Annotated in this window: 7 protein-coding genes; 3 read left to right on the top strand and 4 right to left on the bottom strand. The window is 60.2% G+C overall.

Translation table 11 applies throughout. The annotated features are described in order from the left end of the window. Positions 1-52: 52 nt before the first annotated feature. On the bottom strand, positions 53-340 hold the full coding sequence (locus tag FNT36_RS23075) for a hypothetical protein (RefSeq protein ID WP_144852710.1): 288 nt from the start codon (positions 338-340) through the stop codon (positions 53-55). A gap of 141 nt (positions 341-481) precedes the next feature. Further along, entirely contained in the window at positions 482-1,456 is a 975-nt protein-coding gene (locus FNT36_RS23080; protein WP_144852712.1) for an AAA family ATPase, read from the bottom strand. A gap of 279 nt (positions 1,457-1,735) precedes the next feature. Between FNT36_RS23080 and FNT36_RS23085 the strand changes: the two genes are divergently transcribed. Together FNT36_RS23085 and tamL are read left to right on the top strand one after the other, a co-directional pair. Next, positions 1,736-6,994: a translocation/assembly module TamB domain-containing protein gene (locus FNT36_RS23085; protein WP_144852714.1), complete on the top strand. Its 5,259-nt coding sequence runs from the start codon at positions 1,736-1,738 to the stop codon at positions 6,992-6,994. Between the two features lie 116 nt (positions 6,995-7,110). Beyond that, entirely contained in the window at positions 7,111-9,456 is a 2,346-nt protein-coding gene (gene tamL, locus FNT36_RS23090) for a translocation and assembly module lipoprotein TamL (protein WP_144852716.1), read from the top strand. A gap of 92 nt (positions 9,457-9,548) precedes the next feature. Here tamL and FNT36_RS23095 read toward each other — a convergent pair whose 3' ends face one another. Both FNT36_RS23095 and FNT36_RS23100 read right to left on the bottom strand, forming a co-directional pair. Beyond that, positions 9,549-12,356 carry a TonB-dependent receptor gene (locus FNT36_RS23095; RefSeq protein ID WP_144852718.1) on the bottom strand — a complete coding sequence of 936 codons (2,808 nt, stop codon included), beginning with the start codon at positions 12,354-12,356 and terminating at the stop codon, positions 9,549-9,551. 3 nt (positions 12,357-12,359) lie between these two features. Beyond that, positions 12,360-13,181, bottom strand: coding sequence for a hypothetical protein (locus FNT36_RS23100; protein ID WP_144852720.1), 822 nt, complete (start codon positions 13,179-13,181; stop codon positions 12,360-12,362). A 136-nt stretch (positions 13,182-13,317) separates the two neighbouring features. On the opposite strand from FNT36_RS23100, the gene FNT36_RS23105 reads away from it, so the two are divergent. Next, positions 13,318-14,844: a sensor histidine kinase gene (locus tag FNT36_RS23105; RefSeq protein WP_144852722.1), complete on the top strand. Its 1,527-nt coding sequence runs from the start codon at positions 13,318-13,320 to the stop codon at positions 14,842-14,844. The last annotated feature ends 64 nt before the right edge of the window (positions 14,845-14,908 follow it).

The raw sequence follows: 14,908 nt of genomic DNA on the forward strand, positions 1-14,908 counted from the left end.
CAGCTGCATGTATTGCAGCTGGGGCTTTAAGCCATTGAAGAGCAGCTAGGTGCTACTTGATTTTAATACGCTTGCCGTTGCCCTTCACCTTGGTACCGGGAGCGGGCTGAATGACCGTCTTACCCTTGCCTTTGGTATCGGCCGTCATCGTGCTCGCGTCGTTGGTCGTCGTGGTCGACTCCGTAGTGGTAGTGGTCGACGGCGTCGCTCCCTGGTCCGGGGTCATGGTAGCCGGCGCAGTCGTAGTTTGACGCGTCGTGGTAGTAGTGGTGCCAGTTTGAGCGTTAGCCGAGTAAGCCCCAGCGGTGAGCATAGCGGCCAGAATGAACAGCGTTTTCATAAAAGAGGGTCTGAGATTAAGGATATACAAAGCCAGCAACTAGCTAGCCCAGACGAATCGTCGCGGGGTCTTAAACGGCAGCTCAACAGCAAAGGTTAAAATCTCGCTTGGCTTATCCTCTTCACTAGCAGCGCCATTAACCTAGGAAATAGGCACCTTGCGCAAAATTCCTTCTATCAAATCTTGCGTTTTTACGCCATCAGCCTCGGCCTCGTAGGTCATCAGAATGCGGTGGTTAAGCACGTCCTGGGCTACGTCTTTGATGTCCTCGGGCAGCACGTAGTCGCGGCCATCGAGGTAGGCCACGGCGCGGGCAGCGCGGTGCAGCGCAATGCTGGCCCGCGGGCTGGCGCCAAACTGCACGGCCTGCGCAAACTCGGGCAGGTCGTAGTCGGCCGGGCGGCGGGTGGCAAATACCAGCTCGATGAGATACTTCTCTAGGGTATCCGAAATCGTGACTTGGTTTATCTGGTCGCGGATACCGAAAATATCCTCTTTTGTGAGCACTGCCTGCACATCGCCTTTAAACCCTAAGTTGGCCATCCGGCGCATCACCTCTAGCTCGTCGGCTTTTTTGAGGTAGTCGACGTGCACCTTTAGCATAAAGCGGTCGACCTGCGCCTCGGGCAGCGGGTAGGTACCTTCTTGCTCAACAGGATTTTGAGTGGCTAGCACCAAGAAGGGCCGGTCGAGGATGTAAGTAGTTTCGCCAATGGTCACCTGGCCTTCCTGCATGGCCTCGAGCAAGGCGCTCTGTACCTTGGCCGGCGAGCGGTTTATCTCGTCGGCCAGCACGAGGTTGGCGAAGATAGGGCCTTTCTTGACCTCGAACACCGACTGATTCTGATTATAAATCATGGTGCCCACCAAGTCGGAGGGCAGTAGGTCGGGCGTGAACTGCACGCGCTGAAAGTGCAGGTGCAGTACCTGCGCCAGCGTACTCACCGTGAGCGTTTTGGCAAGCCCCGGCACACCTTCGAGCAAGATGTGGCCGCCCGTGAATACGCCAATGAGCAGGCGGCTCACCAGTGCCCGCTGGCCCACCACCACTTTTTCCATTTCGGCAAAGGCCTGGCGAATGAGGGGGCGGTAGTCGGGGGCGGATGTCGGCTGCATGCAGCAAAATAACGGCATGTAGCGTGGACTCTGCGCGTCGGCACGCAGCCGCAACTTGCAGTAGGGCTAGGGCCGCGCCTTAATTAAGCGCAGCAGCCCTAGGTACCCGTTGTGCACCACGCGGGTGCTCGGACTGCAAAGCTCAAGCTACTTCTAGTGCGCTACTGTTCAGGCTATCACAAATTATTCCAACCCCAGCCCTGAATATTCCGTTTGGGAAGAACATAATTCTGTTCAAACCGGCGTTTGCCCTGCCAGCGTCCCGTCTTTTTTCTGCCTATGTCCGTCTACCTACGACGTTTTTTATACGCTGTATTTGGGCTGATTGCCTTAGTGCTCCTGCTGGTAGTAGGGGTGGTCGTGTTCCTACAATTTCCTAGCGGCCAAGATTTTGTGGCCCGTCGGGCCGAGGGCTACTTGCGTGATAAACTAAAAACGGAGGTACGCCTAGGTAAGTTTCGCACCGACTTTCGGCACGCCATCAACTTCGACGACGTATACCTCGCCGACCAGCAGCGTGACACGCTACTGAGTGTGGGGCACCTAGGCGTGAGCATCGATATTTTTGCGCTGCTTAAGAAGCAGATTAACGTCAAAGATGTGGAGCTAAATGACGGCCGCGTGCGCCTGACGCGCACCGAGCCCGACAGCGTCAACAACTATGATTTTATTGTCAAGGCCTTCAGCGACCCTACGGCGCCGGTCGATACGACTAGCTCGGGGCTGAAGTACAACATTGGGCGGGTGCGCCTCACGAATATCCTGTTCACCCAAAACGACCAGATAGCGGGCTCCGACCTGCGCGCCAAGCTCGGCGAGCTGCTGGTGAACATGGACGAGGTAGATGTGGATAACTCGGTGTATAAAGTGGATAACGCGGCCCTGCGCCACGCTGCCATCCGGATGGTGCAAACTAAAACCGCGCCTGAACTCGATGATAATAAACCCGAGGAGCCGCTAAGTCTGACCTTCGGGCTGAATAAGGCGACGCTCGAAGACGTGGGCTTTGTGTACAAAAACGACCCCTCGGCGCAGTATATCAACACGCAGATTGGGTTGGCCGATGTCACGGCCAAAAACATCGACCTAGTAAAAGAGCGCATCGACCTTGATAAACTGACGCTTAAAAACACCACCTTCGCCTACTCGCAAAATGAGAATGTGCCTACTGAGCAGCGGGTCATCAACCCCGCCGAGGCGGTGCGCAAAGTAGACGAAGCCGCCGATAAGGCTAACGCCTCGCCCATGAACTGGCGCGTGACGCTGGGCCAGTCGGACATTAGTGGTGTGGCCGTGAACTTTGATAACTTCAACGACCCCAAGCTGAAAAGCCGCTACCCGGCGCTCGACTATAGCCACCTGCACTTCACGGACTTAGTGCTGAACACGCGGGATTTGACCTTTACGGAGGCGCGCACTACGGTGAAGATTGATAACCTAGCGGGCAAGGACCAGAGCGGCTTCGCCATCACGTCGGCGCGGGCCAATGCGGTTTACGACACGGCGCAGATTCAGCTCGACAGCCTCGACTTGGTTACGCCGCACTCGCGCATTAAGCGCAGCCTCGGCATGCGCTTTAAGAGCCTAGGCGGCATTGCCGACGACCTGCCCAACCTAGGGCTGAGCGGCGACCTGCGCGACACGCGCCTAGGCTTCCGCGACGTGCTGTACCTGGTGCCGAGCCTAGCCGACACGCCGCCCTTCACCACTGGCCCCAACCAAAGCATCTTACTAAGCGGGCTGGTGAGCGGCCGCCTAGGTGACCTGAATATCCGTAACCTCGACTTTGTGGGCTTCCGCAACACAGTGGTGCAGGCGCGGCGTGCGCACATCGTGGGCTTACCCAACGTGGATGGGCGGCTGTACACGGACATCGACTTGCAGCGCTTCAGCACCACGCGGGCCGACCTGCTAAGCCTCGTACCCAAGAGCACGATACCTAGCAATATCAGTATCCCCCCTACCCTTTCGCTGAGCGGCACTTTCAGAGGGCGGCCGGTAACGCTGGCGTTTGATACCAACCTCAAGCTGCGCTCGACCTATGGCAACGTGGCCTTTTCGGGCAAGCTGGGCGCGGCGCAGGCCAATGGCCGGCAACCGCTGATGGGCACGTTTGCGGTGCAAAACTTTGATGCGGGCAAGCTGCTGAAAGACCCAACCATCGGCACCATCACGGGTAGCGGACGCATCAACGCCACTGGCAACTTACAGGACCCCGCTACGCTAGTGGGCAAAGTGACGGCCAACATCCAGAGCGCACGCTACAACGGCTACACCTACCGCGGCGTGACGGCCGCCGTGGATATCGACCGCAACAAATACACCATTGCGGCCAGTAGCAAGAGCGACCCCAACCTCGACCTCGACCTGAATGCTGTGGTGAACCTGCGCGACGCCAACAACCCCAGCTACGAGGTAACCAAGCTGAATTTGCGCGGCGCCAACCTTACCAAGCTAGGCTTCTATACCGGCGGCGACTTGCGCATTCAGGGCAACCTGAACGCCAACCTAAGCGGGGCTAGCGCCAACACGATTAATGGTACGTTCAGCGGCAATAATATCGTTATTGTCAATAACAACCAGCCCATCGCGCTAGACTCGGTGAGCGGGCGCATCGTGCAAACGGCCAACCGCACGGCGGTCAATTTCAACTCGAACATTGCCGACGTCAACCTCGATGGTAACGTGCACCTAGGCGACCTAGCTACGGAGTTGCAGCGGCACATCAACCGCTACTTCCGCTTGGCGGGCGTGAAGCCTTTTACTGATAATCCGGGCAAACAGCAGTTTACGTACTCGTTGCGGGTGAAAAACACGCGGCTGCTGCGCCGGCTGGTGCCGGGCCTGTGGCGCTTGTCGCCCTTCACACTGGCCGGCGACTATAATCGCGCCGCCGCTCGCCTCACGGCCAAAACCAATATTCCTGTAATTCGCTACCAGAGCTACCGCCTCGATTCGTTGACGCTGAATGTGGATTCGGACCCGCAGAAGCTCGACTACGCGGTGCGCCTAGCCCGGGCCGCCCAGCAAACGCTGGTGGACACCACCTTCCAGCTGCGCCAACCCAGCCTGGTGGGCAACGTGGCCGACAATAAAGTAAATACCCGCGTGGCCATCCTGGGTGACTCGACCAATAAGGAGCGGCTGGCCCTGACGGGCGCACTTTCGGTGGTAGACCAGCGTGCGGGCGACGCCTACCAGTTTGCCTTCACCGACGACCAGATTATTAACTACGATACCTGGACGGCCGGCGCGGGCAACTACGTGCGCTACAATGCCGATGGCACGGTGGTAGCCAACGCGCTACGCCTGAGCAATGGCTCGTCGGCACTGGTGGTGCAGAGCCAGAACCCAGCCGTGAACACCTCACCGCTGGCAGTGCGCTTCGAGCAGTTCCAGCTCAGCATCTTGAGCAAGGCCATTGGGCAGCCCGATTCGACCCTAGGGGGCACCCTCAACGGGGAGGCCGTGGCGCGCAACCTAGGCACCAAAAAGCAAGCCTTCACGGCCGACCTCACTATCAAGGATGTGCTTTTTAACAAGACCATCATTGGCGACCTGGCCCTGCAAGCCAGCAACCCCGTGCCTGACCGCTACGATGTAAACGCCCGCCTCACTGGGGGCGGCGGCAACGACGTGAAGGTGACCGGCGCCTACCGCACGGTGGGCAATACGCCGCTCGACTTCGTGGTAGACGTGGCCCGCCTCAACGTGAAAACCGCCGAGCCTTTCTCGGCTGGGCAGGTAAGCCAGGCCACTGGCTTCTTGAATGGCCGCCTGACCCTAGCCGGCACCACCAGCGCGCCGCAGGTACGCGGCCAGCTCACGACTTCGCCCGATGCCAGCTTTGTGGTACCGCAGCTCGGCTCACCGTTCCGGTTGGTAAACCAACCCATTACGTTTGATGAGAAGGGTATTGCCTTTAACAACTTCACGGTGCTCGACTCGGCCGGCAATAAGGCCGTGGCCAATGGCTACCTGCTCACGCCTAACCTAATTGACTACTCCTTTGACCTGCGCGTGACCACCGATAAGTTCTTGGCCGTGCGCAGCAAGCGCACCAAGGACAACACGCTCTACTACGGCCGCCTAGTAGTAGACTCAGACACGCGCCTCACCGGGCCGCTCTCGCTCATCAAGATTGACACCCGCGCGACGGTGGCCAAGGGCTCGGACCTAACGGTGGAAAACCCCGCCGTGGACCCCAGCGTGGTAGCCCGCGAAGGCATCGTGCAGTTTGTGGACAAGAGCGTGAAGATTAACCCCATGCTGGCCCGCAGGCTAGCAGTGGCCGACTCGATAGCCCAGACCGGGACTATTGGCTACGACATCACGGCCCAGATTACGATTAACGACGACACGCCCTTCACCTTCGTGGTAGACCCCGTGAGCGGCGACAACCTGCGTGTGCGGGCTGCTGGCACGCTCACGACTAACATCGACCCCAGCGGCAACATCACCCTCAGCGGGCGCCTCGATGTGCGCCGCGGCAAGTACCGGCTCTCGTTGTATGGGCTGGTTACGCGCGAGTTCATTATCGCCAAAGGTTCGTCCTTGGTGTGGAGCGGCGACCCCTACAATGCCGACCTAAACCTCACGGCCGTGTACAAGGTGAAAGCGCCCCCCGCCGACCTGCTGGCCGCGCAAGGCACCAACGACGCGGCTACGAATGCCGTGGCGCGCAATGCCATGGATTTTAACGTACTCATTAAGGTAACTGACCAGCTCAGCAAGCCTACCATTGGGTTCGATATCACGATACCGCAGTCGGCTCTTAATAATCCGGCAGCTCCCCAGGTCGATGCCATTCTGGCCAACTTGCGCCAGCCCAGCCAGACGTCGGAGCAGAGCAAGCAAGTGTTCTCGCTGCTGGTGTTGGGGCGCTTTATTCAGCAGAACCCCTTCCAGTCGGCCGGTGGCGAAAGCCTGGTGGCCAGCCAGCTGCGCGGCTCGGTTAGTCAAGTACTCACCGACCAGCTCCAGAACCTGACGGGCAAATACCTCTCGGGCCTAGGCCTCGACCTAGGCGTGACCAACCAGGCCGACTACACCAGCAGCTCGGGCTCGCGCACCGACCTGAACGTGGCCGTGCGCCGCCAGCTTTTCAACAACCGCCTCACGGTGCGCGTGGGCAGCGACATTGCTCTGGCCGGCGGTAGTGGCAATACGGCGGTAGGTGGCAACCCCAACTCGGCTAGCAACCTGGCCGGCGACGTAAGCCTCGAATACACCGTCTTGGCCGACGGCCGCCTGCGCCTGCGGGCCTTCCGCCAGAATGCCTACGAGGACATCGACGGCAACATTGTGCGCACGGGCGCCGCCTTAGTGTTCCAGCGCGACTACAACAATTTCAAGGACCTGTTTGAGAAAGTAAGCAAGGCCGACAAGCAGCGCAACCGCGACATCCGCAAGCAAGACAAACTGGATAAGGAAGAGCGGAAACGCCGCGAGCAGCAGCAAGCCGACTCAGCCGCGGCCGTGACTACTGCCACCACCAGCCGCCGCGACACTACGCGCCGCTTCACCACCAGCCAATAAGCGGCTGTAGCAAAGCACGGTAGCTCTTTGCTTCTGTTCGAATAACCCACCTAGGGGGGAGTTGGTGTGCCACTCCGCCCTGCGGCCAGCGCCCCGCCCTGCAAAAAGAGTATAGTATGAAGAAAATCTCCTTGTTTGCCTCTTCTAAGTTGCTACCAACGGCGGCCCAGCGCTGGGCCGCTGTGTTGGGCTTACTGTTTTTTGCCTCGTGCTCGGGGCTGAAATACGTGCCCGAAGGCGAGAAGCTGTACACCGGCAGCAAAGTCACCCTAGAGTCGCCCACCAAGCTGCGCAACCAGTCGGCCCTGCAGACCGAGCTCACCGACCTCATTCGGCCCCAGCCCAACTCCTCGATTCTGGGGCAGCGGCCCAAGCTCTATTTTTGGCACCTAGGACTGGGTAAATCTAAAGGGCTGAAACACTTCCTGGCCGACAAGCTCGGCGAGCCGCCGGTGCTGCTTAGCCAGGCCCAGCCCGCCAACACCCGCAGCTTGATGGTGAACCGCCTTCAAAACCGCGGCTACTTCCACGGTGCCGCCGCCAGCGAGGTACAGGTAAAGGAGAACACCGCCCAGATAAACTACACGGTGCGCCCGGGCCAGCAGTACACCATCCAGGAGATTCACTTCCCAGACCGCGACACGCTCATCGACGCGGCCATTCGGAGCACCCAACCCAACACGCTGCTGAAAGTAGGCGACCCCTATGACCTCGACGTGTTTACGAGCGAGCGCACCCGCATCGACCAAGCTCTCAAGAACCGGGGCTACTACTACTTCAACCCCAACTACATTCTGTTTCAGGTTGACAGCACGCTCAATGGCAAGGTGAATGTGTATTATAAGCTGAAGGCTGAGGCGCCCGCCAAGGCCACGCGCCCCTACTGGCTCAAGACTATCAGCCTAAATACCAACTACGTACTTACCGACACGACTACCCGCGAGCCCATTCGCTACAATAAGTATTTGTACTACCCAGACGAGGACGTGTTTAAGGCGAAGGCCATTACGCGGGCTGTATTCTTGTATCCCGACAGCCTATTTCGGCAGTTTCGGCGCGACCAAACGCTTTCGCGCCTCATGAGCCTGAACACCTTCCGCTACGTCGAAATCAAGTTTAAGCCCTCGACCGCCGGGGACTCGGCCGGCCGCGCTCGCCTCGATGCCGACGTGCTGATGACGCAACTCAAGAAGAAAAGTCTGCGCACCGAGCTCCAGCTGGTGAGCAAGAGTAATGGCTTTGTTGGGCCCGGCCTCACGGCGCAGTTCCGCAATCGCTCGGCGTTTCGTGGGGCCGAGCAGCTACTAGTAAACGCCGTGGCCTCCTACGAGGCGCAAACCGGGGCCCCCTCCGGCGTGGAGTCGACGCGCGGCACCTCGGGCCTGCTTTCGACCGAGTTTGGCTTAAACGCGCAGTTAGTTGTGCCGCGCCTTATTGCACCTAAGCTGCCATTTCTGAACCCACGCCTGGTCAATTCCAATTTCCAGCCGCGCACCAACTTTGGCCTAGGCTTGCGCTACGTTAACCGCACCAATTATTTCAGCACTACCACCTACAACGCTAGCTACGGCTACAGCTGGAAAACTAAGATTACCAACGAGCAGGAAATCAAGCTGATTGATGCCTCTTACAACTCGGTTTCGACTGATACGGCTTTCAACAAGGTCTTGGATGCGCGTCCCTTCCTGCGCCAGGCTTACACCTCGCAGTTCATCCTAGCCAGCTCGTACCGCTACACCTACAACCAGCAGGTGCTGGAGAAACGCCGCCAGCAGATTTTCTTCCAGGGCCAGGTGGAAGTAGCTGGTAACGCAGCCAACGCGCTCAGCCGCCTCACAGCCGGCCGCACCACCGGCGACCAATATTATAGTATTGCGGGTCAGCGCTTTGCACAATACGCCAAGTTTGACCTAGAGCTGCGCGAGTACTACCGCATCAGCGCCAATCCTGCCTCGGGCAACCGCATTGTGGGCCGCTTGCAAATCGGGGCGGGCCTGCCCTATGGCAACTCGTCGGGCGGCTCGCTGCCCTACCTGCGCCAGTACGGTATTGGGGGTCCCAACTCCATTCGGGCCTACGCAGCGCGCCAAATCGGGCCCGGCTCGTACCGCCCGGTGGCTGGCGACTTTATCAATAATTACTACGACCAAGTGGGTGACCTGCGCCTCGAAGGCAACCTAGAGTACCGCCAGGATTTGTTTCCCTACGTAAAGGGCGCCGTGTTTGTGGATGCGGGCAATATCTGGCTCGTCAACAACGACCCCCAGCGGCCGGGCGGGCAGTTCAACGCCAGCACCTTCCTCAACCAGCTGGCCGTGGGTGCGGGCGCGGGCTTGCGCGTCGATGTGCAGTTCTTCGTCCTTCGCTTCGACTACGCCGTGCCGCTGCGCGCCAACTACGGCACACCCGACAGCGGCGACCAGTCGGGCCGTCTGAACATTGCTATCGGCTATCCTTTCTAGGTAGGAAAAGTCAACTTAAAACGAAAGAGGTGGCGTAGGATACTGCGCCACCTCTTTCGTTTTAAATGAGTTGCAAGAATCACTCGCTATTCTCACCGGCCAAAGCTTCGCATCTGGTAGGTGAAACTCAAGAGCAGATAGCGCGTGAGCACACGGCTACGCACGTCCTCCACGTAGGTGTCAGTAGCATTGCGCAGCACGCTGCGGTTTTGGCCCAATAGGTCGAAAGCGTAGAGCTTGAGTTCGCCTTGTCGGTTAGCAAATAGTTGATAAGCCAAGCCCGCGTTCCAGAGCAGCACGCGCTGGTTGTAGCCAGCGGCTAAGCCGCTGTTGTTAGTGAAGTACGCGTCGGAAGTGAGCACCCAGCGGCCAGGCAGGCGCCAGTACACATCGCCGCTCACGGTTTGGGTGAAGTACGCCGTGTTGGCCGCACGCGACAGCGAGTAGTCGGCCTGCTGGTACGTGAAGTTGGCGTTCAGCCCAAGCTCTAGGTGCTCAGTATAAGCCGAGTTCACGCTAAGCGTTTGGCCCAGCAGCCAGGTGCGGGCCACGTTGGGCTGGCCGTTGATGAAGCTTTGGCTGCGGCTGAGGTTGGCGCTGGTGCTGGCGTTTAGGTTGAGCTGGTGGCTGGGCAGCCGTTGGCCTAGCGACAGGTACCCATTCAGGGCCACGTAACCATCGGCATTGACCGGCTGGGTGGTGCGCACGCCAGCCGCATCAAACGTAGTGGCCGACACAATGCGGTGCTGCACCGCCTGCCCGGCCAGCAGCCCCATGAGGCTGCGCCCCCGCGCTAGGTCCGACTGGCTGTAGGTCGCCGTAAGACTGTGGCTGTACTCGGGGCGCAGGTCTGGGTTGCCAAGTCTGATGCTGAGCGGATTGCTATTATCGGGCACCGGCTGGAGCTGGCTGGCCGCGGGCGCCGTGAGAGCGGTGCGGTAGTTGAGACGCAGCGAGCGGCTGCGGGCCCCACTGTAGCTGAAGTTGGCCTGCGGCAGCAGCGTAGGATAAGCGCGGCGCAAGCTGGTTTCGGCCGTTTGGTTGTCGAGGCTGAGCGTGGCCTGCTGGGCGTCGAGCCCTAGGTTGTAGGTGTAGCGCAAGCGGCGTGTTTGCCAGGTAAGGCCGGCGCGCTGAGCGGCGTAGCGGCTCTTAAAATCATTGCTGAGCAAGGTATTCAGCTGGTCGTATTCGCCAGTAGTGGCATCAAAATCGGCAACAAGACGGCGGGCCTGGCTGGGCGCCGTGGTGTAGTTGTAGTGCGCCTCTAGCTGGTACCGCAGCGTCAGCGGCTCGGTGTACGAGAAGTTGACGGCCGCCTGCTGGCGCGGCGTAGCTTGGTCGATTTGCTGGTTGAGCACCTGCGGCGCACCAGCTCCCGCCGCAAAAAAAGTATTGGTGGCCTGGTTCAGCGCCAGCCCATTTTGCCGGTCGAGCCCTAGGTTGAGATTAGCCGAAAAGGTGCGCCCGGCCCGCTTGAATTTGCGCATGAGCAGCGCATTGGCGCCGCCCGTGAGGCTATGGGCCGTGGCATCGTAGCGGCTGGCACTCTGGTTTAGCAAGTTGCTGCCTTGGCTAGTTTGTTGGTTGGTGGTGCGTCGCTGGTCGGTGGTTTGCCAGCTAAGGGTGGGCGTGAAGCGCAAGCTGGTGAGTGAGTCGAGGCGGTAGTCGAGGCGTAAGTTGGCGCGCTGGCTGGTGGTGCGGGTGCGGCTGGCGGCGTAGCGGTCGGTGAGGGGCACGGCATCGGAGGTGGGCGCACCGGTCAGGTTCTGGCGCTGGGCCTGCTGGTCGTTTAGGGTGGTGGCACGGGCGGCCAGGTAGCTGCCAGCCACTTCGAGGCGCGGCCCCCAGGCATCGCGGTAGTTGAGCCCGCCCGATGCGGCCTCCGTCACGCCCACTTGGCCGCCACTGCCCGCGGTGCTGCCCGCATTGCGCGCACCGCCCGGCGCTTCCAGCACCAGGCCGCCACTGCTGCCACCTAGGCTGCCGGCGCCCCCTCCCCCATCGGCCAGACTGGTAGTCGGTCCGCTATCCGTGAATCCCTGGCGGTTCACATTGTCGGCCTGAGCCAAGGCCGAAAGCTGGCGGCCATTGTCGAAGCGGTTGAGACCTAGCTTGGTTTGGTAGCGGCCAGCGGTACCTAGGGCGGCTTGCTCGGTGCCGAAGTAGCCCTTGCGCTTGTCGCGGCGCGTCACGAGGTTGATGGTGCGCTGCCGCTCGCCGCTATCGATACCCGAAAAATTAGCCTGGTCATTTTGCTGGTCGTAGAGCTGCACCCGGTCAATGATATCAGCCGGCAGGTTGCGGGTTGCCATCTTGGGGTCATCGCCAAAGAATGGCTTGCCATCAACCAGTACCCTATTCACCTCCTGGCCTTGCGAGCGAATAGTGCCGTCGCGGTCTACTTCCACTCCAGGCAGCTTTTTGAGCAATTGCTCCACGGCCGCATTAGGCTGGGTTTTGAAAGCTTTGGCACTGAAGGCTACCGTGTCGCCGCTTACACTCACGGGCGCTTGCTCGTGCGTTACGACTACTTCGCCCAACTGCCGGGCCTCAGCGCGCGGGCGCAGTGGCGGCAGCTCCACGGTGAGCTGAGCCGCGGTCACGGCCACCGACCGCTGCAAGGTTTTATACCCTAGGGCATTCACTAATACCAAGTACTGCCCCGGCCGCACGCCCCGCAGCGCGTAGCGACCGCTGCCATCGGTGAGCGAAAACGTGACGTAGCTCGAATCGCGGGCGTGCAGCAGGGTCACCGACACCTCACGCAGCGGCTGGCCGCCCGCCGAGTCGAGCACCACGCCCTGCACCAGCCCCAGGCCGGGGCGCGGCGCGGGCTGGGCATAGCTGGCCCGCCCCACCCCTGCCAGCAGGAGTAGGAACGCTATAAGTAGCTGCCGCATATGCTAGGGCCGCGGTTGGCTGGCCATTTGCTCTAGCGCGCGCTGATGCTGGTCGGCGGTGGCCTTGGCGCGCAGCTCCTTGAGCTCGATTTCCGTCACGGGCCGAGCCTGGGGACTGGGGCGCACGTCGGCCTCAGCCACCGGCTCGGCCGTGAGCTTGGTAGCCGTGTATTCTTCCTGGTCGCTGCTCAGGGCCAGCACTACGCCCTGGGCGGGCGTGAGCTCGCGCACCGGCGAGTAGGCAAAGGGTAGTTCGGTAGTCACCCACAGCGTGTAGGTTTCTTTCTTAAACGGCACCGTCACCTTGTGGCAGAGGTAGCCGGCTATGCGCTTGGTCTGGGGCAAGTCTTGCCAGCCGGCGGGCGGCGCGGGCACGGGTGCAGGCGCCACCACGTAGTCTGTGCCGCCGATGGTGGTAACGGTGGTGGCGGTGCGGGCACCTAGGTCGAAGTACTGCGCGCTGCTGATGGATGCCGGAAGGCTGCGAGTGGCAACAGGAGTCTTACTAGGTACCATGTTGATATTACCGCCCACCATTTGCAAGCCTTGTGGCTGTTCTTCCTTGGCGTAGCGGCTGCTATATACCAGGCTTTTCTGCGCGCTCATCGAAGTTGGCAGCTCGATGGTTGAGCCTGGCCCATCTAGGTTAATTTCTTGACCGTTGGGGTCGAACATCTTAATTTTTATCTTGTCTTTGTCTACTCGCTGCGCAAACTCATAGCGCAGGCGGCCAGTTGCCGGCGCAGTAGATTGGGCAGTAGCGAGGTGGCTAGTCAGGCTGCCGGCAAGCACGCCAGCTAGGGTCATGCAGAAGAAAGTAGTCATCACAAAGGGGGTTAAATGGAACGCTGCAAAGGACGAAGCCCCCCGTGTAAAGCACTGTTATTCTTTGTTAATGAGTGTTAATGCGGCTTTTTGAGACCTTAGGCGGCCGTACTTTCGACCTACGCTACTCTGCCGCATGAAAAGTCGCCTGCGCTTTATTTTCAGTTTGCTAGCTAGCTGCCTGCTCGGCATCTATGGCTTTCAGGCCTATTGGCTTTATGGCAGCTACCAGCTGGCCACCACGCAGTTTGGCCGCTCGACTAGCGAGGCGCTCGAAGCGGTGGTGCAGCGCCAGCAGGTCAGGCGCACCAACAAGATGTTCAACATCAAATTCAACAACTACGCCGACGCCAACTCGCCCCCCGGCCAAGCCGCGCGCTGGCAAATAGAAAAATTGGATACCGGCCTCACCGCGCCGCAAGCGGCCCAGCCCTGGCCCCAGCCGGCGCAGCCACCTAGGGTGCTGGTGTTGCGCTCATCAGCCGCAGGCAAGCGCCCACTGCCCCCCAGCGCCCAGGTCGAGCGGGCGCGCGCAGTGCGCACCGATTCGCTGGCCCGGCAGCTTTCCAGCTTTGTTATCAGCAACTGGTACCGCCAGCAACCCGTCGATTTGGGGCAGCTGGCCCGGGCTTACCGCGCCGAGTTGCGCCAGCGCGGGATAGATGCAGCCTTCAAGCTCGATACTATTAGCAGCACTAGTAAACCGGCTTTTAAATTACAGTTGCCCGACGTAAAAGGCCCGGTGCCTGTGCGCCTACTACCCACCCACGCTGGCTACCCACTGAGTACTTATCCAGTGCCTCTCAACCCCGTGCGGGGGCTGGCCGTGGGAGCTTCTTTTCCAGCACCTAGGGCATATGTACTGCGCCAAATGACGGGTAGCTTGGCAGGCTCGGCGCTGCTGCTGGGCCTCACCACAGGCTGCTTTGCACTCATGTTGAGCACAATACTGCGGCAGAAGAAACTGGCCGAAGTCAAAAACGACTTCATCAATAACATGACGCACGAGCTGAAAACGCCCCTCGCCACGGTGTCGGCAGCCATGGAGGCCTTGCAGGATTTTGGAGCCCTAGGTGATGCGCGCAAGACGGATACCTACCTCACCATGGCACGGCAGGAAATACGCCGCCTCTCCGACCTAGTCGAAAAGGTGCTGCACATTGCGGTAGAAGACCGCCCCAACCATGCCCTGGCCTTGCGCCCCGAGCCCCTGCGCCCCGCCGAGCTAGTGGCTGAGCTAACGAGTCGCCACGAGCTACAAGCTTCCAAGCCAGTGCAGTTTGAGGTGGCTATTGCCCCCGCCGACACACTGCTGCTCGACCGCCTGCACCTGGCCGGCGCCCTGCACAACCTACTCGACAATGCCATCAAATACTCGGGCGAGCGCGTCACCATTCGCATCGGGGGCCGGCCGGCGGCGGGTGGCTACCAGCTCTCGGTGGCCGATGATGGCCCCGGCATCGCGCCCGGCTACCAAGAAGCCATTTTTGAGCAATTCTTCCGCGTGCCCACCGGCAACCTGCACCCCGTCAAGGGCTTTGGCCTAGGGCTGTACTACGTGCGCCAAGTAGTGGCGGGACACGGCGGCCGCGTCAGCGTGCGCAGCACGCCGGGCCGCGGCAGCGAGTTTATCATCTGGCTGCCCTGTTCAGCTATTGGATAGTAGCACCTATGTTAGAATGATAGAGACGTCATATCAAGCGTCTGTCATGCTGAGCTTGCGAAGC

Origin of the sequence: Hymenobacter setariae (assembly GCF_007713685.1) — a bacterium.
In the GTDB taxonomy this organism is placed as follows: domain Bacteria; phylum Bacteroidota; class Bacteroidia; order Cytophagales; family Hymenobacteraceae; genus Hymenobacter; species Hymenobacter setariae.